Here is a 23,263-nt window from a genome sequence, read left to right on the forward strand (position 1 = left end):
CGGGCAGACGCCGCTCCTTGGCGCGCTGGCGCTGGGGATCCCGGTCGTGCTCGAGACAGCCTTCTCCGCTTCGCGATACCTCGCACGGGCGACGGAGGTCGGCGGCACGGTTGCCGTGGGTGTCGGTTGGATCGCGCAGGCGCTGCTCAAGCAGCCGGCCTCGCCGATGGACAAGAAGCACACGCTGCGGGCAATGTCGACGGTGCAGCTCTCGGTGGCGGAGCAGGAGCAGTTCCTGGCGCGTTTCGGCATCCGTGCCCTGACCCGTCAGTACGGTCAGACGGAGTGCTACCCGATCGCCTACAACCGCTTCGAGGAGCAGGGCGTCGGAGGGACGGCCGGGAAGCCCGCACCTGATCTTGTCGTCGACCTGCACGACAGCGATGGCCACAGCGTCGGCTCGGGCGAGGTGGGAGAGATCGTCGTGCGACCACGCGTGCCGCACGCGTTGTTCGAGCGCTACTGGAACGACGACGCGGCAACCGTGGAGGCTTTCCAGGGCCTCTGGTTCCACACCGGCGACATGGGCCGCCTGGTGGACGGGGAGATCCAGTACGTCGACCGCAAGAAGGACTCGATGCGCCGCCGAGGCGAGAACGTGTCCGCGTTCGAGCTCGAACGAAGCCTGGTCCGCGCCCCCGGAGTGGTGGAGGTGGCCGTTCACGGTGTCGAGATCGAGGGTGAGCTGGATCAGGCGATCAAGGCCTGCCTGGTCGTGACGGATCCTGATGCGTTCGACTTCGAGGCCCTGGCCGCTCACATGGCGGTCGAGCTCCCGTACTTCGCTGTGCCGCAGTTCGTGGAGCTCTTGCCAGAACTGCCGCGCAATGCTGCCGGACGAGTGATGAAGGACCAACTGCGCCGAACCGGCCTCACGGCAACGACCAGAGACCTGGTGGCAATGGGTCTGGGCGTGACCCGCGACCAGCGCCGCGCGACCACGAAGGCATGAGCACTGTGAACGAGGGCAACATGACGCTGGATTCCCGTTCCCGCCCCGAGAGGTATCCCGGTCGGTACGCGATCGAGGCACCTGACCGTGTCGCCGTCATTCACGGGAGCACGGGCTGGACCCAGACCTACCGGGAGCTGGACGCACAGGCGAACCGCCTCTCGACCGCGCTCGCCGAGCGCGGGCTGGCTCCGGGCGACCACGTGGTGGTCCTGATGGAGAACCACCAGAGGTTCGTCGAGGCCATCTGGGGAGCGCACTATGCCGGTCTGGTCTACACGACCTGCTCGACGCGCCTGACTGCGGACGAGGTCGCCTACATCGCTGCAGACAGCGGCGCTCGGGCGATGATCTGCAGCGCCGCCTTCGCCGCGGTCGGGGCAGCGGTCGGCCACGACCTCCCCGATGGCAGCGTTCTGCTGGCGGTCGGTGGCGAGATCGACGGCTTCGAGTCCTACGAGTCCGTCGTCGACGCCCGGGCCGCGGACCCCCTTCCCCCGCCCCGGGTGGCTGGCAGCGACATGCTGTATTCGTCTGGCACCACGGGGCGCCAGAAGGCGATCGTCCTCCCCACGAAGCAGGCGCCGCTGGAGACGGCGGCGGTCGGCACCTCGTACGCCGCCAAGAAGTTCTTCGGTTTCGACGAGAGCACGGTCTACCTCTCGCCGGCGCCGCTCTACCACGGTGCAGGCATCCGGTTCGTCATGGCAACGACTGCCTTGGGGGGCACGGCGGTCATCATGGACAAGTTCGATGCAGCGGCGTATCTCGAGCTGGTCGAGCGCCATCACGTCACCCACACCCAGGTCGTGCCGACCATGATGCTGCGGATGATGCGTCTGGCGGACCAGGTTCGCCTGGGACACGACGTCTCGAGCCTCCGCTACTTCATCCACTCCGCAGCCCCGTGTCCGCGCGACCTGAAGGAACAGGTGATCGACTGGCTCGGACCGGTGGTCTACGAGTACTACGCGGGCACGGAGAGCAACGGCCTCGTGTTGTGCGACTCGACCGAGTGGCTCGCGCACCCGGGCACGGTCGGCCGACCGATCGGCTGCGAGGTCTACATCTGTGACGACGACGGAGACTTGGTGGCCACGGGCGAGACCGGCACCGTGTACTTCGGCAAGGGCCCGGAGTTCGAGTACCGGGGAGATGCTGCGAAGACGGCAGGGAGCCGGCACCCGAAGGGTTGGAGCACCCTGGGCGACGTCGGCCACGTCGACGAGGAAGGCTTCCTCTACCTCACCGACCGCAAGGCCTTCATGATCATCTCGGGAGGCGTCAACATCTATCCGCAGGAGGCGGAGAATGCCCTGTCGACGCATCCGGCGGTCCTCGATGTCGCGGTGTTCGGGGTTCCGCACCCGGACTTCGGTGAGCAGGTCAAGGCTGTGGTGCGTCCGGTCGAGATGCCGCTGACCGATGCCGCGGCTGAGGCACTCGCCGGCGAGCTGATGGCTTTCTGCCGGACCCGACTCGCCGACGTGAAGTGTCCGCGCACCGTCGACTTCCGGGAGGAGTTGCCGCGTGACCTCTCGGGAAAGATGCTCAAGCAGCAACTTCGACAGGAATACCTGACGATCGCGGAGGCGGGTGTCCGATGAATGGGAACCGGAGCCTGCGCGGGCGCGCTGCCATCGTCGGGATCGGCGAGAGCACCTTCTACAAGCGAGGCACGTCGCCCGACTCGGAGTTCGCGCTATGCCTCAAGGCGGTGATCGCCGCGGCTGACGACGGGCAGATCGACGTCCGCGACATCGACGGCCTGGTCTCCTTCGGCAATGACAAGAACGAGCCTCCGAAGATCGCGGCCGCCCTCGGTATCAAGGACCTGAAGGTCTCGGCGATGCAGGCCACGATCAGCGGCGGCGGGTCCAGCGGTCACATCGGCCTGGCCGCTGCCGCGGTCGCTACAGGCATGGCAGACAACGTGATCGCCTACCGCGCGATCACCCAGCCGCCAGCTGCCCGCTTCGGCTCCGGCGCGTACGGGGGCGGCGGCTCCCCCTCGAGCGAGGCCTCCGGATACGGGCTCGGCGGCATCAGCGCTGCTCACGGCTTCCTGACGCCGCCGCAGAAGTACGCCCTCCGTGCCCAGCGCCTGCTCGAGGTCGTCGGGGTGGACCCGAGCACGTTCGAGGCGGTCGCGCGGACGGCGTACCACCACGCCAGCACCAATGCTCGTGCCGTGATGCACGGACGCACCCTCTCGTCCGAGCAGTACCAGGACTCCAGATGGATCTCGGAGCCGTTCCACCTCTACGACTGCTGTGCAGAGAGCGATGGCGCCGCGGCCGTGCTCATCACCCACAGCGCTCAGGCCGAGGCCATGCGACACGATCCCGTCTACATCCTCGCTGCGGCCGGGGGCGGTCCGTTCCGCTCGGCCGCGCAGGAGAACGTCCCCGACTACGTGACGGGTGGGTTCAAGACCCTCGCACCTCGGCTGTTCGACCAGGCCGGCCTCACGCCTGCGGACATCGACGTCCTGCAGGTCTACGACAACTTCACAGCCGGCGTCGTCATGGCGATCATCGAGCACGGCTTCTGCACACCTGAGACGGCGGCCGAGGTGCTGACCTTCGAGAATCTCACCGCGCCCGGCGGAGCCCTGCCGCTCAACACATCCGGCGGAAACTTCGCCGAGGCCTACGTGCAGTCGATGCAGATGCACGTGGAGGCTGTCCGGCAGCTGCGGGGAACAGCCGTCAACCAGGTGCCGGACGCGAAGACCTGCCTGTGTGCAGGCGGACCGATGACATCGGTCAGTACATCGGTGATCTACGGAAGGAAGGACGTCCTGTGAGCGTTGAGAGGTATTTCGCCGACCCGGTGGTGACCCCGGTTCCGCTGCCCGATGGATCGGACCTCGCGCACCACCAGGCACTTCGCGCGCACCGTCTGGTCCTGCCCTGCTGCTCCAGTTGTGGCACGTGGAGCTGGCCCCCCGACGTCATCTGCCACAACTGCCACACCTTCGGGCTGGAGTGGACCGAGACCGAGCCGGTCGGTCGGATCTACAGCTGGACGCGGGCGTGGCACGCCGTCCGGCCGCAGCTGGCCACCCGGCTTCCCTACCTCCTGGTGCTGGTTGAGCTTCCGGGCGCTGGTGGCGTCCGGCTGATCGGGAACCTGCTCGGACCTGCCGAGCGTGAGGTGTCGTGCGGGACCCCGGTCAGGGGCGTCTTCGAGGACTCCGCGGATGGTGCGTACACGCTGCTGCAGTGGACGACGGACCCGGAGGACTGAGTCCTCCCGGGCTCGCCGTTCCCCTCAACGATCCTGCGTCCCGCTCGCGTCCTGCCAGTCGGTCAGAACCTCTGCGGTGGTCGTGGCCGCGGTCGGCGGAGGCGACGGAACCGACGACGGGGTGCGGTCGAAGCGCGGCGCGGGCGCGGCCTGGCTCACTCCCTCGACGTCGATACGGGTACTGCGAGCGACCAGGTGGTGGTGGCGGGCGGCCTCGTCGAAGTCGAGGACGGGGGTGACACAGGCATCGGTGTCCTCGAAGAGACTTGCCCACTCATCCCTCGGACGCTGCCGGAAGAGCTCGGTGAAGACTGCACGTAGTGCGGGCCATTGAGCAGGGTCGTCACGATCAGGCAGGGTGTGGACCTCGAGTTCCAGACCGGCGAGGAGCTCGCGGTAGAACTGCGGTTCGAGCGCGCCCACCGCGAGGTGCTTGCCGTCGGAGCACTCGTAGGTGTCGTAGAAGGGTGCTCCTCCGTCGAGGGTGTTGGAGCCCCGCGTCGCGGACCACAGACCGCGCTCGTGCAGTGACAGGATCTGCTGCACGAGCACGGCGGTGCCGTCGACCATGGCGACATCGACCACCTGCCCCAGACCCGAGACGGATCGCTCGACCAGGGCGCTCAGCACCCCCTGCACCAGGACCATCGAGCCGCCGCCGTAGTCCCCCACCAGGTTGATCGGGACGACCGGCTTGGAGCCGGAAGGCCCGATGGCGTTGAGCGCACCCGTGAGGGAGATGTAGTTGAGGTCGTGGCCCGCGCGTTGGGCCAACGGTCCGGACTGTCCCCAACCGGTCATCCGCGCGTAGACCAGACGCTGGTTGAGGTCGGTGCAGACGGTCGGTCCGAAGCCGAGCCGTTCGGCGACGCCGGGCCGGAAGCCTTCGATGAGCACGTCCGCCGCACCCGCCAGCGTCGTGAGAGCCGCCAGGCCCTCCTCGGACTTGAGGTCGAGGACGACGATGCGACGGCCTCTCAGCACGGTGTCAGGTCGAGGCTGGTTGAAGTCGTAGCCGGGACGCTCGACACGGACGACATCGGCACCGAGATCGGCCAACATCATGGCGCCGTGCGGGCCAGGCCCGATCCCGCCCAGCTCGACGATCCTCAGCCCGGTGAGCGGTCCTGCTTGATGCGGTGCAGTGGGCATCTGTCCTCCTGGACCTCGGTTGCACGACATGCTGGCGCATTTGCTGACGATCAGCGTATCCTATTGTTTCTCGCCTATCGAAGGGTCGTCATGTCGTCTGTGTTGGAGCTCGAGGTCATCGACCACTGCCTGGTCATGACGCTCAATCGCCCGGAGCGACGCAACGCCGTCAATGCCGAGCTGGGTAATCTGCTGGTGGCGGCTCTGGAGCGGCTGGACGAGGACCGCGGCCTCCGTGCCGGCGTCCTGGTGGCCAACGGGCCCACCTTCTGTGCGGGCATGGATCTCAAGGACTTCATGACGTCGGGCCCCCCTCGGGGCCTCTTCAAGTTCGTCCGGCGAGGCAGTGCGAAGCCCCTCGTGGCCGGCATTGCCGGCCAGGCCTACGCGGGTGGTCTCGAGATCGCACTTGCGTGCGACGTGGTCATCGCGTCGCCGACGGCATCCTTCGGCCTGCCTGAAGTCGGACGCGGACTGATCGCCGGGGCAGGCGGCATCTACCGCCTGCCGCGCAAGGTCGGCGAGGGTCTGGCGAACCTGATGGTGCTCACCGGTCAGCCCATCGATGCCCAGGAGGCGTACCGCTCAGGCCTCGTCAGCGTCCTGGTCGACGACGAGGCCGACCTGTACGGACGGACGCTCGCGGTGGCCAAGCGCATGGCGGAGATGTCTCCGCTGGCGGTGCGATCGTCGAAGCGCCTCCTCGAGCTCGGGCGGGACGTCTCCTTCTCCGACTACTGGGATCTGCAGCGGCCCTTCATGAACGAGATCGGCGCCGCGCCCGACGCCATGGAAGGCGCCCGGGCCTTCGTCGAACGGCGCCCGGCCGTCTGGCAGACGGACTGACTCGGTGCACCAGCTGCCGGTGCTACAGTCGATTACTGTACGCAAAACGTCAGATATATATCCCGCCCCGGCCACACCGTCTGGTCGATCGAACGAAGGAACAAAGTGATGCGGTCCACGCCGAACACCCCGCTGCTGCCGAACGGAGCCGGCCGATGAACATCGAGTCTGCGGCTGCCATCGTGACGGGCGGGGCCTCCGGCCTCGGTCTTGCCGTGGCGAAGACCCTGGGTGCCGCCGGTGCTCGGCCCGTCATCGTCGACCTCAACGCCGAGCTCGGCGAGTCGGTCGCCGAGGAGCACGGCTTCACGTTCGTCCGTGCCGACGTGTCGAGCGAGGCCGACGTGTCAGCCGCGATCGCGGCAGCTCAGGAGGTCGGACCGCTCCGCGTCATCGTGAACTCGGCCGGCGTGAGCCGCTCGACGCGCACGGTGGCGCGCGACCTGACGCCCCTGCCGCTGGAGGAGTTTGAGTGGCACCTCCGCGTCAACCTGATCGGCACCTTCAACGTCTGCCGACTGGGTGCAGCAGCGATGGGTTCGCAGCAGCCCTCCGACGAGGGTGCGCGCGGAGCCATCGTGAACTTCGCCTCCATCGCGGCCTTCGAGGGACAGGTGGGCCAGGTGTCCTACGCGGCATCCAAGGGAGGCGTCGTGGGGATGACCCTTCCGCTCGCCCGTGACCTCGCAGCCCTCGGCGTGCGAGTGAACACCGTGGTGCCCGGTCTGATCGACACGCCCATCTACGGAACGGGCCCGGAGGCGGAGCACTTCAAGGCCAAGCTCGGGCAGGACGTGCTGTTCCCCAAGCGTCTCGGTCGTGCGGACGAACTGGCCTCGATGGTGCGCGAGCTCGTCGTCAACGACTACATGAACGGCGAGGTCGTGCGGGTCGACGGTGGGGTTCGGCTGCCGTGGAAATGACACCTGACAGCAGCGTCGTGACCGAGGTGCTGGACGAGACGGTCCTGCTCATCACGATCAACCGGCCCGAGGCCCGCAACGCCATCGACGGACCTGTGGCGACCGGGCTCCTGCGAGCCGTCGAGCGACTGGATGAGGACCCTGCCCTGCGGGTCGGGGTGATCACCGGAGCCGGTGGCTTCTTCAGTGCTGGCATGGACCTGAAGGCCTTTGCCGAGCACGGAGCGCCGAAGGACATGATGCCGTTCCTGACGCGTGTGGGCGAGAAGCCGACCATCGCTGCGGTCGAGGGCTTCGCGCTCGCCGGTGGCCTCGAGGTCGCACTCACCTGCGACCTGGTGGTGGCGGCGACCCACGCACGCTTCGGCGTACCGGAGGTCGCGGTCGGTCTCTTTGCTGCCGGAGGCGCGTTGTGCCGACTCCCGCGACGGGTGCCGGTCTCGGTCGCTCTGGAGATGGCGCTGACAGCGAAGCCGATCAATGCCGAGCTCGCACACAGCCACGGCCTCGTCAACCGGGTGGTCCCAGTTGGCAACGCCCTCGGCGAGGCACTGGAGCTCGCCCGGACGATCGGTCGCAACGCGCCTTCAGCGCTCCGCGCGAGCCGCGAGCTGATCTATTGCAGCCTGGACGTCGACGAAGCCGAGTTCTGGAAGCTGCAGCAACCGCTGATCGACACCATCTTCCACTCCGAAGACGCCAAGGAGGGCCCCAAGGCCTTCGCCGAGAAGCGCTCCCCGGTCTGGACGGGCCGATGACGAGCATCAGCAGGAGGGAAGTCAGCGACATGTTCGACCTGAGCGGCAGGACCGCAATCGTCACCGGCGGAACGCGTGGCATCGGTCGTGAGATCGCAGCAGGGCTCGCCGTTCGCGGCGCACGGGTCGTCATCACCGGGCGCAAGCGGGACTCGAGCGAGGCCGCAGCCGCCGAGCTCTCGGACTTCGGTGACGTCATCGGTCTCGACTGCCACATGGGTGACCTCGAGAGCATCTCGTCCCTCGTCGACCGAACGGTCGAGCGCCACGGCGGCATCGACATCGTCATCAACAACGCTGCCAACTCCCTGACGCAGCCGTTGGGTTCCTTGACGCCAGAGGCGTTCGACAAGTCGATCGCGGTCAACCTGCGGGGGCCGGTCTTCCTGGTGGAGAAGGCGCTTCCCCACCTCAAGGCAGGCACTGGTTCCGCGGTGCTCAACATCATCTCCCCCTGGGCCTTCATGTACTCACCGCAGGCAGCCCTGTACGCGATGGGCAAGAACGGTCTCGTCGCAGCCACCAGGGCGATGGCCGCGTCGTACGCCGAGCACGGCATCAGGGTCAACGCGCTCGCCCCTGGCGCGACGGACACCGACATGGTGCAGAACAACGACGCCGAAGCGATCAAGGCCATGGAGTCGTCCAGTCTCCTGAAGCGTCTGGCCCGCCCGGAGGAGATGGTGCCGCCGGCGCTCCTCCTCGTCTCGGACGCGGGGAGCTTCATCACGGGACAGGTCCTGATGGTCGACGGAGGGACCTTCCCCTACTAGCGGAAGAGAAAGGTGCTCTTGTGACCAACCATTACGACGACTTTCCCGACGAGCTCTCCGTCGTGGCCGACGGTCCGCTGAGGATCGCCACGCTCAACCGGCCGGACAAGCGCAACGCCATCAACGCGTCGATGCATGCGGCGCTGGCGGAGTTCTGGCTGAGGTTGGAGAACGATGTGGACGCCCGAGCCGTCCTGTTCCAGGCGGAAGGCGACACGTTTACCGCAGGTGGCGACTACGAGTGGTTCAAGTCCCAGCAGAAGGACAGGGCCGAACGCGAGGCGGCCTTTCGCGATGGTCACCGCATCTTCGACCGGATGCTCGCGTGCCGTCTTCCCGTCGTGGTGGCGATCCAGGGTGGGGCAGTCGGGCTCGGCGCCAGCCTGGGAGTGCTGGCGGACGTTGTCGTGATGAGCGAGGACGCGTTCTACCGTGACACCCACGTCATGCTCGGCATGTCCGCGGGGGACGGAGGCGTGGCCTGGCCCCTGTCGGTTGGCATGCAGATCGCGAAGGAGTACGTCCTGCTCGGAGATCGCCTTCCGGCTGCCGAGGCCCATCGTCTCGGCATGGTCAACAAGGTGGTGCCGCGTGCCGACCTCGCGACGACGGCACGGGCCTACGCCGATCGACTGGCGCAGCTGCCTGCGTTGTCCGTCCAGTCGACGAAGCGGGCTTTCAACCTGCAGTACGAGTCGCAGCTCCGCTCGATCGCCGAGTTCACCCTGGCCTGGGAGCGTCTCTCGGTCGTCGACCCCGAGTTCCTGGAGAAGATCGAGAAGCTCTAGCTCGGCCGGGACTCAGGGTGCCAGCGCGGGAGGCGGCGGTCGAAGAAGGCGGTGATGCCTTCGTCCATGTCGGGGCCGGCGCTGATGTCGTCGATCGCCCCCTCGGTGGCAGCCCAGCCCTCCGCCGTCGACACGGCGCGAATGCGTCGCAGGGCTCGGAGCAGAGCGGCCAGTGACATGGGGGAAGAGCGGCAGACGTCCAGCGCGAGCCGCTGGGCGACAGCGACGGCGTCTCCGTGCTCGGCGCGGCGGGTCGCGAGCCCCAGTCGGGCCGCCGATTCACCGTCGATCTCGTCGCCGGCCAGGAGCAGTCCCATGGCCACGCCCTCGGGAAGAGTCTCGAGCACGCGGAAGATCCCGCCGCAGGTCGGGACGACGCCGCGCTGTGCTTCGGGCAGTGCGAGCCGAGCGGAATCGGCGGTCACGATGAGGTCACAGGCCAGCGCGATCTCCAGGCCGCCGCCAAAGGCGACTCCCTCGATGGCCGCGATGAGCGGCTTGTTCCGCGGCCGCCGGACGATGCCGTACTCGCCGCCGCGAGCTGTGGCAGGGCTGCGCTCGAGACGCAGGTCGGTCCCGGCGCAGAAGTGGCCGCCCGCGCCGCTGATGATCGCCACACGGAGCCAGGGGTCGTTCTCGAGCACGTCGAGCGCTTGCTCGATCTGCTGGGCCATCTCGGTGTTGATCGCGTTGCGGCGGTCGGGTCGGTCGAGCGTGACGTGCAGGACGGAGTTGCGCGCCGACCAGGTGACGGGCATGGGCCTAGAGCCGCCCGATCACTGACCGTGCGACGACTTCCTTCATCACCTCGGTCGTTCCGGCATAGATCGTCTCCACCCGCGAGTCGATGAAGCCGCGTGCGATCGGGTACTCGAGCATGTATCCGTAGCCGCCGTGCAGCTGGACACAGCGATCCGCGACCTTCACGCGTAGCTCGGTGCACCACCACTTGGCCATTGCGGCCGTGCTCTCGTCGAGGGTGCCCTCCAGCAACAGCTCCACGCAGCGGTCGACGAAGACCCGGGCGATCTGGATCTCGGTGGCGAGCTCACTCAGCACGAATCTCGTGTTCTGCAGCGCGGCGACGGGCGATCCGAAGACGGTCCGGTTGCGCGTGTACTCGACGGTCCAGGCGAGATACTGCTCGGCGTGGTTGACCGCGCCGGCCGCTGTCGCGACGCGCTCCTTGACCAGGAAACGCCTCAGGTAGTTGAAGCCCATGTGGTGCTCGCCCAACACGTTGCTCTCGGGAACGGCGACGTCGGTGAAGTTGAGCTCGGCCGTGTCCTGGGCGTGCAGGCCGACCTTGTCGAGGTTGCGTCCCCGCTCGAACCCGCCCATGCCGCGCTCGACGGCCAGCAGCGTGAAGGCCCGAGGGTCGTCGCTGTCGGCGTCGCGGGCAGCGACGATGACGACGTCGGCGTGGATGCCGTTGGAGATGAAGGTCTTCGAACCATTCAGCACGAGGTGGTCGTCGACGCGTTTGTACGACGTCTTGATGGCCGCCATGTCACTGCCGGTACCCGGCTCGGTGATGGCGACCGCGAGCACGACCTCGCCCGAACAGACGCCGGGAACCCAGCGGGCCTTCTGCTCGGGAGTGCCGAGCTCGAGGAGGTAGGGCAGCACCACCTCGTTCTGCATGGCGAAGGACACGGCGACCGAGGCGTGACCGCATGCCGCCAGCTCCTCCTGGACGATCATCGGGAACCGGATGTCGTCGATCCCGCCGCCCCCCAGCTCATCGGGTGCGTTCAGGCCGAGAAGACCCGCCTTGCCCGCGGCCAGCCACATCGAGCGGTCGATGATGCCCTCCTCCTCCCACTGCGCGGCATGGGGAGACACCTCGTTCTTGATGAAGGCGCGCACGGTTCCCCGGAAGTCGTCGTGCTCCTGGTCGTAGATTGAACGAGGCAGTGTCGACATCCGGGACTCCTTCTAATTACTTGACGGTTAACGTATAGTTAACCATAGTCAGTGGTCCCAGCAGGAGGAGAAGCAACGGTGAGCGAAGCACTCGAGGACATTCGTCAGGTCTGCGACGACATCATCAAGAGGGTCGATCGTCGCCACGTCGCCGACGCCGGGCGCGCCAACGAGGTCCCGCAGAAGTTGTGGGATGCGTGGGCCGAGACCGGGCTGCTGGGCCTCGGGCTGCCCGAGGAGTACGGCGGCATCGGCGGTGACCTCACAGATCTCGTTCACGCGATCGACTGGCAGGCGTCTGCAGGACTCAACCTTCAGTCGGCGGTCCCCAATTTCATGTCGCGCATCCCGATCGTGAAGTACGGAACCGATGACCAACGCAACACGATCCTCCCGGCGACGGCGACCGGTGAGTCCCGGTTCTCGTTCGCCATCACCGAGGCCGACGCCGGCTCGAATACGTTCAAGATCCGGACGACGGCACTGAAGCAGGACGATGGCACCTACCGGCTGTCGGGCTCCAAGTACTACATCACCGGCTTCCTGGAGGCCGAGTGGTGCCTGGTCGTCGCACGCACCACGCCGTACGACCCCGACAACCGCACCGAGGGGATCAGTCTCTTCCTGGTGCGCCCGGACTCACCCGGGATCTCGGCCTCGCCGATGGACATCGGGATCCATAAGGCCGAGAAGCAGTACTCGATCTCGTTCGAGGACGTGGAGCTGCCGGCCGAGAGTCTCCTCGGGCCCGACGGCGACGGTCTCAAGGTGCTCTTCGACTGCCTGAACCCGGAGCGGATGATCGTCGCTGCGATCAACATCGGATCGGCTGACTACGTCCTCAAGAAGGCCGCCGAGCACGCCTCGACCCGTGCCCCCTTCGACGTGCCCATCGGCACCTACCAGTCGGTCCAGCACCCGCTCGCCGCTGCCAAGGCGCACACGGAGGCTGCGCGGGCTTATCTGTACAAGACCGCTGCTGCGTTCGACCGCGGCGAGAAGGTCGGCATCGAGTCGAGCACCACGAAGTACCTCGCGAGCATGGCCGTGAGCCAGGCGACGAACGCCTCCGCGAATGTGTACGGCGGAGGGTTCGCTGACATGGAGACCGACATCATCGGTTTCTTCCTCCAGGCCAAGCTCTCCGAGCTCGGACCCGTCAACAACAACATCGTCCTGAGCCAGATCGCGACCCAGTCCCTCGGCCTCCCGAAAAGCTACTGATGTCGGCACGCGCCTCGGGCATGGTCTCGCGCGACTGGCACGACGTGTCCGAGGGACAGCAGATCGACGGCTTCACCCTGCCCATCACCATGAAGACCATCGTGCTGGCGGTCGTCGGCACGCGCGACGTCATGCCGTACCACCACAACCGGGACTTCTGTCACGGCCTCGGGATCCGCGACGCGTTCGTGAACACGGCCTACCTGCAGGCTCTGCTCAGCCGGTGTGCCACCGACTGGAGTGGACCGCAGTCAGTCCTCGCCAGCATGACGCTCACGATGAAGGACCAGCTGTGCCTCGGTGACGTCGCCGTGGTGGGCGGCAAGGTGCTGCGCACCTGGATAGAGGGTGAGCGGCACTCTGTCGAGATCGAGGTGCTGATCTCGACGACGGATGGTCACGATGTCGCCGGCGCCGTGATGGTGCTCGACCTGCCGGCCGCCGGTGCCGCGCCGTCACCGCGGCTCCTGACGGCCGCCGCGCCCGCCGTGGAGCTGGCTGACGACATGCCCGAAGAACTACACGGCAGATTGGGCGAACGTTTCGTGCGTCACGCTCCGTACCCGGTCAGCGAGGCGCAGATCGGCTACTGGTGTGACATGGTGCGGGACGCCAACCCGGCGTACCAGAACCTCTCCGGAGGAACGGGCAGGGTGCGGGCGCCAGCGGCGTCCATGTCGATCTGGAACCTCAACCGAGCGGGCCAGGTGGGTGTTTCGGCTTCGGCGCCGGACATCGACGCGATCGATCAATCGGCTTGGCCGGGCGTGGTCGAGTCCGACTGGCCCTTCGAGTGGCGTGCACCGCATGCACGCGAGGTGATCGTCCAACGACGACATGCGGAGTTCGGAGCTGTCGTGCGCCCCGGGGACGTCATCCACTCCACGGCCCAGCTTTTGAACTGCTCGGGCCGACGTCAGACCAAGCTCGGTGAGGGGTACTTCCTCTCTCGGTTCGAGGTCTACCAGAACCAGCGCGACGAAGTGATCGGAACGACGACCATGTCGCTCTTCCAGTACGGGATGTCCGATGAAGAATGATTCCGTGTCGCTGCCCGGCCTCGTGAGGTCGAGGGCAGAGGCCGCAGCGGACCAAGTCGCTCTGACGGTCGTGGAGGCGGAGCGCCGGCTCACGTGGGGTGAGCTGCACGACGAGTCCCGAGCCTGGAGTGCGGTGCTGGCCGGGCTGGGCGTGGGAAAGGGTGACGTGGTCGCCACCATGCTGGTGTCTGGTCGCGATGCAGCTGTGTCATGGATCGGGACCGCCGGTATCGGCGCGCTGGAGGCGCCGCTCAACCACGCCTTCAAGGGAAGCTGGTTGCAGCGGGTCCTCACGACGATTCGCCCGAAGGTGGTCGTCATCGACCCCCGCTTCTGCGCCACGTGGGAGCCCCTGCTGAGTGATCTGGGCATCCCCGTGGTCGTCATGTCGAATGCGCCCGTGCAGAAGTTCCTGATCGCAGGCGAGCTGCTGGCAACTGGAGGGCCGTTGGTGCCCGTGGTGGACGGTGCCCTCGACGACCCCGCCTGCGTGATCCTGACGTCCGGCACCACGGGTCGGTCGAAGGGTGTCCTCGTGCCCTGGGGGCGCTGCGCGGGCACTCTGGTCGTGGCCGAAGCTCTCGACCCGGACGGCGACGGCACGTACTACAACCCCTTCCCCACCTTCCACTGGTCTGCCCGTGGTCCGCTCTATCGCGCGGCAGCGCGGGGGACGTCGCTCGTGACGCGCGAGAGCTTCAAGACGTCGGCCTGGTTGGACGACGTACGCAAGTTCGGATGCACCGACACCTTGTTGATCGGCGCGATGATGACCTTCCTCATGGAATCCGAGCGGGGACCGGACGATGCGTACAACCCCGTGCGTGCCTGTGTGGGAGGACCCGTGCCCCCCTTCGTCGAGCAGTTCGCCGAGCGTTTCGGCATCGACCGGGTCGTGGCCACCTACGGCATGTCGGAGATCGTGAACGTCTTCCTGACGCCTCCAGGGGAGTCGGTCACGGCCCAGACCTACCAGTCCTGCGGGAAGGAAGCGGGCTTTCCTGTCCGGCTGGTCCACGCCGATGGTGCGGAAGCTGCGGTGGGAGAGACCGGCGAGCTTCAGGTGGGCGGCGATCGCTCGACACTGAACCTGGGGTACCTCAACGACCCAGAAGCAACAGTTGATGCCTGGACGGAGGACGGCTGGTTCAGGACGGGGGACCTCTTCCGGCGCGACGACGAGGGCTACTACTACTTCGTGGACCGCCTGAAGGACGCACTCCGGCGTCGCGGGGAGAACATCTCTTCAGGCGAGGTCGAGGAAGCCGCGTTGCAGCATGCCGCCATCGCCGAGTGTGCCGTCGTCGCCGTGCCGTCGGAATGGTCCGAGGACGAGGTCATGATCTATGTCGTCCTGGCCGACGGAGCCTCGCTCTCGGCGAGCGATCTCATCGAATACATGACCAAGAACGTGCCGGCATTCGCCGTCCCGCGGTTCGTCGAGTTCATCGACGAGCTGCCCAAGACTCCGACGATGAAGGTCCAGAAGGCCGTGCTGCGATCGCGCGGGCCCGGCGTGCAGACCTGGGACGGGTCGCAGTCGGCACGGCGTCGCTCGACGGCGGGGGCTGACACGAACTCGCGGAGCAGTGGCCCTTGACATGCTGAACGCAATCCGTCAGTTTATGTAGTAGGCGTGATCCACCTCACGGCCACCCGGGAGCCGGGATGTTCGTGATTCGTCCACGGTCCACTCGGGCCGCCCACCACCAGCGAGCGAAATGCTCGCACTTCACGAAACCGGAGCCGACAATGAGCGAGAGTGCTTACGACCTCTACTGGAAGCTGGTCAAGGCCATTCAGGCAGGCGACAACGAGACGACGCGCGGGCTCTTGTCGCCCGACTTCGTCCTCCACCAGGACGAGGGGATGCCCTACGGCGGCATCTATCGCGGCCCGGACGCCTTCATGGAACACATCGCCCACATCTTCGGAACGGTGTGGGGAGGAACCAACTTCACGCCCCAGTTCCAGGTCGTCGACCCGGACGGCACGCGCATCTGCACCGTGGTGCACCTGGAGGGGAAGATCGGCCCCAACGAGACGCCGATCGAGACGTACGTCAACGAGATCTGGGAGTTCCGCGACGGATTGGCCGTCAGCGAGCGGAACTGGTACTGGAACACAGCAGCCATCACCAAGGCTCTTGCAGGCGAGGCGTGATCTGCTGATCTCTTGACGCAGACCCCCGAGTGTCGCAGGCCGTGGTCTGCGCATCACTCGGGGGTTTCCTCGTAGAAAGGTCACGGTCTTGAAGGACATTGAACGTCTGTCCGCCATTGAGGGGATCCGTCAGACCAAGGCGCACTACGAGCTCGCCGTGCTCGCGAGCGACTGGGAACGGTACGCGGCACTCTTCACGGAGGAGTGCGTCTGGGACGAACGCGGAGCCTTCATCGCGCGCGACCCGGTGACCGGTGAGTGGGATCCGACCGGCTGCGAGGTGTCGTACGAGGTGCTGGAGGAGTTGGAGGACCGGCGCGCGCCCTGGCCGCGGTTCGGGCGGGCATCGATCCTCGAGACGTTGACCGCGAAACCCGCCCCTGCGCTCTATCACGAGATGTTCAATCCGCAGATCGACGTCGTCGACGCCGACCATGCAACGGCTGTCTGGCCGTTCAAGGACATCATCCACTTCTCACAGGGAGCGCCGATCTCCCGGGTGCACGGATGGGGGCACTACCACGAGAAGTACGTCCGCGAGGACGGCCGGTGGTTGATCTCAGAGCTTCGGCTCACCCGTCGGTTCCTCTACGCCTACGCACCGTAGGGACTCCAAGACGGCTCTGGCGTCTGCCGGCCAAGCATTTCCCCTGTCTGGGCGCGGGAGGGGCGACGGCCTACCCATATACCGACGCAAGACGACCAGTAATTATACGTGAGACCGGCGGCGTACGGCGCTTGCGCGGCTATTGGGGGCATTGGGGTGCGCAGAAGAGGTTGACTTTCTGTACTGCTGCCGTCACTATTTAAATGTGTCGCGGGCCACACGATCCCAGTGTGGCCGACACCGAACCATCGATCGCGGAGGAAGAAATGAACCTCGATGTGACCTCGCGCCCGAGTGACCAGTTGAGCCTAGACGAGAACGTCACGGGCTGGCTGACGGCGTTCCAGGACCTGCTCAGCGCACAGGACTTCGCCGGGCTCGCCGATCTCTTCGTCGCCGACTCCCACTGGCGGGACATGGGCGCGTTCACGTGGGACCTCGGCAACGTCAGCGGTATCGACACGATCGAGAAGCTGATGAAGGCGAGCGTCGTCGACGTGCAGCCGACCGAGTTCCGGCTGTCCCCGGAGCGCTCGGCACCGAAGCGCATCGTGCGTTCGGGCCGCGAGGTCGTCGAGGCGTTCATCTCCTTCCGGACCAAGGCCGGCTACGGCACCGGTGTCGTCCGTCTGCTCGAGACCGAGGACGGCTTGAAGGCCTGGATGCTCCTCACCAGGCTGGAAGGCATCGTCGGCGCCGAGAAGCGCCGCCCGCGCGGAGCCGGCTTCGACCGATCGGGCGACCTGAGCTGGCACGACGTGCGCAAGCAGCGCGCCAGCTACGCTGACCGCGACCCCGAGGTCGTCGTCGTCGGCGGCGGCCACCACGGGCTGTTCTCCGCGGTCCATCTGCAGTCCCTCGGCGCCGATGTCCTCGTGGTGGACCGGTTCCCGCGTGCAGGTGACAACTGGCGTACCCGGTACGCCTCGTTGGCGCTGCACAACGAGACGGACATGGTGCATTTTCCAGGCCTGCCGTTTCCCGACACCTATCCGCAGTACCTGCCCAAGGACCTGCTCGCCGACTGGATCGAGCTCTACGTCGAGGCGATGCAGCTGAACTACTGGAGTGCCACCGACTTCGTCAGTGGCGAGTACCACGAAGCGTCCGGGAAGTGGCAGGTGGTGCTCCGGCTCGCCGACGGCACGGAGCGCACGATGCACCCGCGCCATGTGGTGATGGCAACTGGTGGTGTCGGTGGTCGTCCTTATCGCCCCGAGATGCCTGGGCTCGATTCCTTTGCCGGCAACACGCTGCACACCAAGGAATTCAGCCAGGGGGCCGACCACGCCGGTCAGCGTGTCCTCGTCGTGGGTGTGGGCACCAGCGGACACGACACGGCCCGCGAGCTGCACCTCAACGGTGCGCAGGTTGCGATGCTGCAGCGGAGTCCCGTGACGGTGGTCGACCTCGAGACCACCAAGTTGTGCTACCCGCCTGCCTTCTTCGACGGCACGCCGCTCGCCGAGGCGGACTTCATGAGCATGGCCGGCTGGGCCTACCCGGTGCTGAAGAGCGGGCTACGCCAGCTCGGTCAGATGTGCATCGATCAGGACGAGGAGCTCCTCCAGTCGCTGGAGGCGGCCGGCCTGCGGATTCGCAGGCCGGAGAACGGCTTCCTCTGGCAGGTTTACGAGACCTTCGCCGGCTACTACTTCAACGTCGGCGCCTCCGAGCTGATCATCTCGGGGGACATTCAGGTCCACCAGGCCGAGGACGTGGTGTCCTTCGTGCCTGAGGGACTGGCCATGTCGGGCGGCCAGATCCTGCCGTTCGACACCGTCATCCTGGCCACCGGATACATGAACCAGAGGTACGAGACCGAGGCCCTGTTCGGCCGCGACGTCGCCGACAGGGTCGGCGACATCGGCGGGTTCGACGAGGTCGGGGAACTCAGGAACACCTACAAGCCGACGGCTCAGCCCGGATTGTGGTTCACCTCGAGCGGGTTCGCCTCGGGCCGACACCTGGCTCCGAGCATGGCCGCGATGATCAAGGGCCAGCTCGACGGTCACGTCACCGAGAACCGCTACGGCTTCATCGCCCAGAACGGAGGAACCCATGACTGACGAGGTCACCACAGTGCCGAGCCGCCAGGCGCACGAGGTAGCCCAGCTCATCCAGGACTACAAGGCGCGAGTGATCGGCCTGGGGCAGAGCCTCACGATGGACGAGCGCCGCAAGGCAACCGATTCCATCGGAGAGTGGGCCACCACCCGGGACGACGTCGAGCTGAGGTCCACAAGACTGGGCAGCCGAGAAGCCAGCCACTACGTGCCCGACAGCACAGAGCCGGGCATGGTCATGCTGTACCTCCATGGCGGCGGCTACGTCATGGGGTCGCTGGACAGTCACGGCCGCCTGATGGCCCATCTTGCGCACAGCTGCTCGACCGAGGTCTACGGCCTCGACTTCCGCCGTGCACCCGAGAACCCCTATCCCGCCGCGCTTGATGACGCCAAGGCGGCGTACGACGCACTCCTGGAGCTTGGTCACAGCCCGCATGAGATCGTCATCGCCGGAGACAGCGCCGGAGCGGGCTTGGCGCTCGCCGTCATGGCACTGATCCGGGACGCGGGGGACGATCTCCCTGCCGGCGCGATGCTGTTCTCACCCTGGCTGGACCTCGCGCTGACCGGTGAGTCCATGGAGCGGTTGGCGGCCGAGGACCCTTGGACCACGAAGCCGACGCTGGAGGCCTTCGGCAAGTTCTACGCCGGCGACACCGACGTCCGGCATCCGTCGATCTCACCTCTCTACATGGACTTCGCCGGCCTACCGCCGCTCCTGGTGCACGTGAGCAGCTCGGAGATCCTGTTCGATGACGCGACCCGAGCGCGTGACCGTGCCTCTGCTTCGGGCGTCGACGTCGAGTTCCGTGCCTGGAAGGGCGTGCCCCACGTCTTCCAGCTCTTCGCCGGCAACCTGCCCGAGGCTGACCAGTCGCTGACCGACGCAGCGACGTGGTTCGGCAACCGCCGAGCCCCAGCCGCTCTGCACTGAGTCACTGAGCCGACCCAGGCACTACGACGCCGATCCTCGTCACGAACCCAATCGCCTATCGGAGGTTTCCATGAAGTTCTCACTCTCCCTCGCCTACACCGATCCCCACGAAGTCGTCACGCTGGCGCAGACCGCCGAAAACTCGGGCTTCACCGGCATCGCCATGGGCGAGCACCTGATGCACCCGGTCAACATCGAGTCCGACTACCCCTACAAGGCGACGCCGGACGGTCCGCGCTCGATCGACCACAACGCCCCGCTCCTTCACCTGTGGGCGACTGCCGGCGCCATCCTCGGATCGACCACGACGTTGCGGTTCATGACGTCGGTCTACCTCCTGCTCCTGCGTCATCCGCTGGAGTCGGCCAACGGCGCTGCAACGCTGTCGAACCTCTCGGGCAACCGCTTCTCGTTCGGCGTGGGCATCGGCTGGATGAAGGAGGAGTACGACGAGCTGGGCATTCCGTGGGAGGGGCGTGGTGCCCGCTTCGACGAGGCGCTGAACATCATGGACCGCGCCTGGCAAGGCGTGTCCGAGCGGCACGAGGGCAAGAACTACAGCATCTCGGCGATGGGGACCAACCCCACACCGTCCACCCCCATCCCGATGTACTTCGGCGGGCACGCCGCCCCCGCCATGAAGCGAGCGGCGCTCCGCGGCGACGGCTGGATCTGCGCTCCGCGCCCCGACGCAGTCAAGGGACAGATCGAGACGATCAACCAGATGCGCCAGGAAGCCGGCAGGGATGACCGGCCGTTCGAGTACGTCGCGATGATCAAGCAGCCCGACCCCGCGCTCATCCGCGAGCTTCGCGGCTACGGCGTCGACCACATCATCGTCAGCTGCCCCTGGCGTCCCGACGTCGCCCGGGCCGGCGATGCGGCCAAGGTCGATGTGCTCGCCGACCTCGGCGCCACGCTGCAGAAGATCGTCGTAGACCTCTAGCCACGCGCCTCACCGAAGAAGCAGGAGAACGGACTGATGGACCTCAACATCGAGGGCAAGGTCGCACTCGTCACGGGCGCGACGGCCGGTATCGGTCGAAAGACGGCGACGATGCTCGCCGCGGAGGGCGTTCGGCTCGCTGTGCTGGGGCGCCGCGGAGACGAGCTCGACGCCCTGGCTGACGAGATCGCAGGGAGCGGTGCCGATCGTCCGCTCGTTATCGCAGCGGACCTCCTCGAACCAGGGGTCTCGCAGCGGGTTCGGGAGCAAGTGGGGGACGCGTACGGTGGTCTCGACATCTTGGTGAACAATGCCGGTGGCGCCGAGCAGCCTGGCACCGTGCTCACCGAGGACGTCTGGCAGTCGCAGTTCGAGCTGAACTTCCACCAGAAAAGGCGGATGACCGAGGCGTTCGAGGACTTCCTCAAGGCCAGTGACCAAGGTCGGGTCATCACCCTCGCGTGCATCCTCGAGCCGTCGGGTCCTTCAGCGGCGATGTCGGCCTTGGGGGCCTGTCTGGTGTGGTCGAAGGGCTATGCCCGGTACATGGCGTCATCGGGAGTCACTGTCAACGCGGTGGGTCCGGGCCGGGTCGAGAGCGAGCAGCTCTCCAAGATGTTCCCGGACGACGCGTCACGGGACGGCTACATCAAGATGAGCGGCCTCCCCTTCGGCAGGTTCGGCAAGCAGGAGGAGGCAGCGTCACTTATCTTGTTCCTCGCCTCTGCCCAGGCGTCCTACATCACCGGACAGATCATCGCTGTGGACGGCGGGCTCAACCGAGGCATCTGAGCACGCGCCGACGTCAACCCCCTCGGCTCGCGCAGATCGCGCGATGCCGAATGGCGTATGCGCGCCCGCATGCCCAACGAGCCAACGGGTCTCGAATCTGCTGGTTCCTAAATTTCTGACGATCCGTTGACATTAAGTACGGTATCCGTCAGTATTACCCACATCACATTCCTTCCGTATTACTCACCCCTTAGGAGTCCACTGATGAGCGTTGTCGAAGACGTCGCCACCCGCCGTATGCCGCTGAGCCCGCCCGACGTCTACGGCCCGGTCTTCGGTCCGGAGGCGCCGGTCCACCAGCAGATCCTTGCCTGGTCCACGAAGGCATCCGAGGCCGTCATGACCTTCATGGCGTCCATCTACACCAACAACCACCTCGAGCCCCGGCTCGTGGAGCTCATCCGCCTGCGGATCGCCTTCCACAACCAGTGCCGCACGTGCATGGCGACCCGCAACCAGGAGTCGGGCGTCACCGAAGAACTCGTGTGCTCCCTGGAGCGTCCCGAAGAGGCACCTGACCTCACTGATGCCGAGAAGGCCGCGCTGAAGCTCGCAGATCTCATGTCGATCGACCACTTCTCGCTGAAGGACGAGCACTTCGAGCGGCTTCACGAGTTCTACACGCCGGAGCAGATCGTCGAACTGGGCGTCCTGATCGGCGGCACCCTCGGCATGGGTCGGCTGACAGCCAGTTGGGACATCGTGGAGAACCTCCCGGAGCGCTTCCAGAAGGACCGCGACTCAGGCTTCGTCACTCCCTGGGGTGAGGGCGACGTGCTCATCAACAGCGCGGACATGTCAGGCAAGACGATCCACGCCCCGGGCATCCGCGCCTCTTGATCCCTCGTCTGAGCTAGCCGACGTCGTCGCCCAGTTCAGCACCTTCCGCAACTGACAATCCACAAGGACAATGCAATGACGTTTCCGGTTCTCCAGGACAAAGTGATCATCGTGACCGGCGCCGCCCGCGGCATCGGAGAGGCAACGGCCCGTCTCGCAGCGGCAGCTGGTGCGAAGGTGGTCATCGCGGACGTCAACGAGGCAGGTGGTCAGGCCGTCGCTGACTCGATCGTCAGCGAGGGTGGCACCGCTGCCTTCGTCAAGGCGGATGTTTCTGACGGCGCGTCGGTGGAGGCGATGGTCGAGAGCACGGTCCAGCTGTTTGGCCGGCTCGATGGTGCGGTCAACAATGCAGCGATCCAGGCGGACTCGGCACTGCTGTCGGAGTTCGACGAGGACTACTTCGACCGACTGATCGGGGTCGAGCTGAAGGGCGTCGCCCTCTGCCTCAAGTACGAGCTGCGCCAGTTGATCAAGCAGGGGGGCGGAGGTTCGCTCGTCAACATCTCCTCCGCGAACGGCTTCCGCCCCCAGTTCAACCAAGCGATCTACACCTCCACCAAGCACGGCATCATCGGACTCACTCAGACAGCAGCGATCGAGAACGGCCAGCACGGCACCCGGATCAACGCCTTGGCGCCCGGCGCCGTTGAGACTCCCATGCTGCTCGAGGCACTCGAGATGAACGGGCTCGATCCTGCGGCGACTGCGAGCCTTCTGTCCGTGTTTGATCGCTTCGGCCAGCCCTCGGAGATGGCGGAGGGCGCGGTGTGGCTGCTGTCCGACAACGCAAGCTATGTCACCGGCACGACACTGCATGTCGACGGCGGGTACACGGGTCGCTAGCGCCATGCAGCAAGATGCAGAGACCCGCAATGTCATCGTCATCGGGTCCGGCCCCTCGGGCTACACCGCGGCGATCTACGCCGCCCGCGCCCAGCTCGCGCCCCTGGTGTTCGAGGGCTCCGTGACCGCTGGCGGTGCGCTGATGAACACCACCGAGGTCGAGAACTTCCCCGGTTTCCGCGACGGCATCCAGGGCCCGGCCCTGATGGACGAGATGCGCGCCCAGGCCGAGCGGTTCGGCGCCAAGCTGATCGCCGACGACGTCGTCGAGGTCGACCTCACCGGTGACATCAAGGTCGTCAAGACGGCCACCGACACCTACACCGCACGCTCGGTGATCCTGTCCACCGGTTCGGGCTACCGCCACCTCGACCTGCCCAACGAGGAGAAGCTCTCGGGCCGCGGCGTCTCCTACTGCGCCACCTGCGACGG

General features: G+C 66.5%; 24 protein-coding genes. 21 read left to right on the forward strand and 3 right to left on the reverse strand.

All coding sequences use genetic code 11. The annotated features are described in order from the left end of the window. The 4 genes from ACOADB_RS22825 to ACOADB_RS22840 form a co-directional block, all read left to right on the forward strand. A partial coding sequence (locus ACOADB_RS22825; protein WP_378604062.1) for an AMP-binding protein occupies window positions 1-952 on the forward strand: 952 nt, incomplete at its 5' end. Then, window positions 949-2,559 carry an AMP-binding protein gene (locus tag ACOADB_RS22830; RefSeq protein ID WP_378604065.1) on the forward strand — a complete coding sequence of 537 codons (1,611 nt, stop codon included), beginning with the start codon at window positions 949-951 and terminating at the stop codon, window positions 2,557-2,559. The genes ACOADB_RS22825 and ACOADB_RS22830, both read left to right, overlap by 4 nt. Then, window positions 2,556-3,761 carry a thiolase C-terminal domain-containing protein gene (locus ACOADB_RS22835; RefSeq protein ID WP_378604068.1) on the forward strand — a complete coding sequence of 402 codons (1,206 nt, stop codon included), beginning with the start codon at window positions 2,556-2,558 and terminating at the stop codon, window positions 3,759-3,761. Before ACOADB_RS22830 ends, ACOADB_RS22835 begins: the two co-directional genes overlap by 4 nt. Then, window positions 3,758-4,204, forward strand: a complete 447-nt coding sequence (locus ACOADB_RS22840; RefSeq protein ID WP_378604071.1) for a Zn-ribbon domain-containing OB-fold protein — start codon at window positions 3,758-3,760, stop codon at window positions 4,202-4,204. The genes ACOADB_RS22835 and ACOADB_RS22840 overlap by 4 nt, the downstream gene beginning before the upstream one ends. A 24-nt stretch (window positions 4,205-4,228) precedes the next feature. On the opposite strand, the gene ACOADB_RS22845 is transcribed toward ACOADB_RS22840, so the two are convergent. Further along, the gene (locus tag ACOADB_RS22845) at window positions 4,229-5,266 is read right to left on the reverse strand and encodes a CaiB/BaiF CoA transferase family protein (protein WP_378604074.1); all 1,038 of its coding nucleotides are present in this window, start codon (window positions 5,264-5,266) and stop codon (window positions 4,229-4,231) included. A gap of 9 nt (window positions 5,267-5,275) precedes the next feature. Here ACOADB_RS22845 and ACOADB_RS22850 point away from each other — a divergent pair, with 9 nt between their 5' ends. From ACOADB_RS22850 to ACOADB_RS22870, 5 genes are all read left to right on the forward strand, one after another. After that, entirely contained in the window at window positions 5,276-6,202 is a 927-nt protein-coding gene (locus ACOADB_RS22850; protein WP_378604077.1) for an enoyl-CoA hydratase-related protein, read from the forward strand. Between the two features lie 155 nt (window positions 6,203-6,357). Then, window positions 6,358-7,125, forward strand: a complete 768-nt coding sequence (locus tag ACOADB_RS22855) for an SDR family NAD(P)-dependent oxidoreductase (protein WP_378604080.1) — start codon at window positions 6,358-6,360, stop codon at window positions 7,123-7,125. After that, the gene (locus ACOADB_RS22860; protein ID WP_378604321.1) at window positions 7,122-7,883 is read left to right on the forward strand and encodes a crotonase/enoyl-CoA hydratase family protein; all 762 of its coding nucleotides are present in this window, start codon (window positions 7,122-7,124) and stop codon (window positions 7,881-7,883) included. The genes ACOADB_RS22855 and ACOADB_RS22860 overlap by 4 nt, the downstream gene beginning before the upstream one ends. Then, window positions 7,880-8,656: an SDR family NAD(P)-dependent oxidoreductase gene (locus tag ACOADB_RS22865; RefSeq protein ID WP_378604083.1), complete on the forward strand. Its 777-nt coding sequence runs from the start codon at window positions 7,880-7,882 to the stop codon at window positions 8,654-8,656. Before ACOADB_RS22860 ends, ACOADB_RS22865 begins: the two co-directional genes overlap by 4 nt. Before the next feature lie 20 nt (window positions 8,657-8,676). Continuing rightward, window positions 8,677-9,444 (forward strand): enoyl-CoA hydratase/isomerase family protein, encoded by a 768-nt coding sequence (locus tag ACOADB_RS22870; protein WP_378604086.1) that lies wholly within the window; start codon window positions 8,677-8,679, stop codon window positions 9,442-9,444. Here the strand turns inward: ACOADB_RS22870 and ACOADB_RS22875 are convergent. Continuing rightward, on the reverse strand, window positions 9,441-10,202 hold the full coding sequence (locus ACOADB_RS22875) for an enoyl-CoA hydratase-related protein (protein ID WP_378604089.1): 762 nt from the start codon (window positions 10,200-10,202) through the stop codon (window positions 9,441-9,443). The genes ACOADB_RS22870 and ACOADB_RS22875 overlap by 4 nt on opposite strands. A 4-nt stretch (window positions 10,203-10,206) precedes the next feature. Next, window positions 10,207-11,370 (reverse strand): acyl-CoA dehydrogenase family protein, encoded by a 1,164-nt coding sequence (locus ACOADB_RS22880; RefSeq protein WP_378604091.1) that lies wholly within the window; start codon window positions 11,368-11,370, stop codon window positions 10,207-10,209. 78 nt (window positions 11,371-11,448) lie between these two features. Between ACOADB_RS22880 and ACOADB_RS22885 the strand changes: the two genes are divergently transcribed. The 12 genes from ACOADB_RS22885 to ACOADB_RS22940 form a co-directional block, all read left to right on the forward strand. Then, window positions 11,449-12,594 carry an acyl-CoA dehydrogenase family protein gene (locus ACOADB_RS22885; RefSeq protein WP_378604094.1) on the forward strand — a complete coding sequence of 382 codons (1,146 nt, stop codon included), beginning with the start codon at window positions 11,449-11,451 and terminating at the stop codon, window positions 12,592-12,594. Next, window positions 12,594-13,634 (forward strand): hypothetical protein, encoded by a 1,041-nt coding sequence (locus ACOADB_RS22890; RefSeq protein WP_378604097.1) that lies wholly within the window; start codon window positions 12,594-12,596, stop codon window positions 13,632-13,634. The genes ACOADB_RS22885 and ACOADB_RS22890 overlap by 1 nt, the downstream gene beginning before the upstream one ends. Continuing rightward, window positions 13,624-15,234, forward strand: coding sequence for an AMP-binding protein (locus ACOADB_RS22895; RefSeq protein ID WP_378604100.1), 1,611 nt, complete (start codon window positions 13,624-13,626; stop codon window positions 15,232-15,234). Before ACOADB_RS22890 ends, ACOADB_RS22895 begins: the two co-directional genes overlap by 11 nt. 152 nt (window positions 15,235-15,386) lie before the next feature. After that, on the forward strand, window positions 15,387-15,797 hold the full coding sequence (locus tag ACOADB_RS22900) for a nuclear transport factor 2 family protein (protein ID WP_378604103.1): 411 nt from the start codon (window positions 15,387-15,389) through the stop codon (window positions 15,795-15,797). A gap of 88 nt (window positions 15,798-15,885) precedes the next feature. Then, on the forward strand, window positions 15,886-16,404 hold the full coding sequence (locus tag ACOADB_RS22905) for a nuclear transport factor 2 family protein (RefSeq protein ID WP_378604106.1): 519 nt from the start codon (window positions 15,886-15,888) through the stop codon (window positions 16,402-16,404). A gap of 230 nt (window positions 16,405-16,634) precedes the next feature. Then, window positions 16,635-18,473 (forward strand): FAD-dependent oxidoreductase, encoded by a 1,839-nt coding sequence (locus tag ACOADB_RS22910; protein ID WP_378604109.1) that lies wholly within the window; start codon window positions 16,635-16,637, stop codon window positions 18,471-18,473. After that, the gene (locus ACOADB_RS22915; RefSeq protein WP_378604112.1) at window positions 18,466-19,407 is read left to right on the forward strand and encodes an alpha/beta hydrolase; all 942 of its coding nucleotides are present in this window, start codon (window positions 18,466-18,468) and stop codon (window positions 19,405-19,407) included. Before ACOADB_RS22910 ends, ACOADB_RS22915 begins: the two co-directional genes overlap by 8 nt. Before the next feature lie 70 nt (window positions 19,408-19,477). Next, entirely contained in the window at window positions 19,478-20,353 is an 876-nt protein-coding gene (locus ACOADB_RS22920; RefSeq protein WP_378604115.1) for a TIGR03619 family F420-dependent LLM class oxidoreductase, read from the forward strand. A 36-nt stretch (window positions 20,354-20,389) separates the two neighbouring features. Then, a complete protein-coding gene (locus tag ACOADB_RS22925; RefSeq protein ID WP_378604118.1) occupies window positions 20,390-21,145 on the forward strand; it encodes an SDR family NAD(P)-dependent oxidoreductase in 756 nt (251 codons plus the stop codon). A 204-nt stretch (window positions 21,146-21,349) separates the two neighbouring features. Then, window positions 21,350-21,985, forward strand: coding sequence for a carboxymuconolactone decarboxylase family protein (locus ACOADB_RS22930; protein ID WP_378604120.1), 636 nt, complete (start codon window positions 21,350-21,352; stop codon window positions 21,983-21,985). A gap of 75 nt (window positions 21,986-22,060) precedes the next feature. Further along, a complete protein-coding gene (locus ACOADB_RS22935) occupies window positions 22,061-22,831 on the forward strand; it encodes an SDR family NAD(P)-dependent oxidoreductase (RefSeq protein ID WP_378604123.1) in 771 nt (256 codons plus the stop codon). Between the two features lie 4 nt (window positions 22,832-22,835). Further along, window positions 22,836-23,263 (forward strand): NAD(P)/FAD-dependent oxidoreductase (locus ACOADB_RS22940; RefSeq protein ID WP_378604126.1); only part of this gene is annotated, 428 nt, incomplete at its 3' end.

Origin of the sequence: Nocardioides sp. CPCC 206348, from assembly GCF_048654705.1 — a bacterium.
GTDB lineage: Bacteria > Actinomycetota > Actinomycetes > Propionibacteriales > Nocardioidaceae > Nocardioides.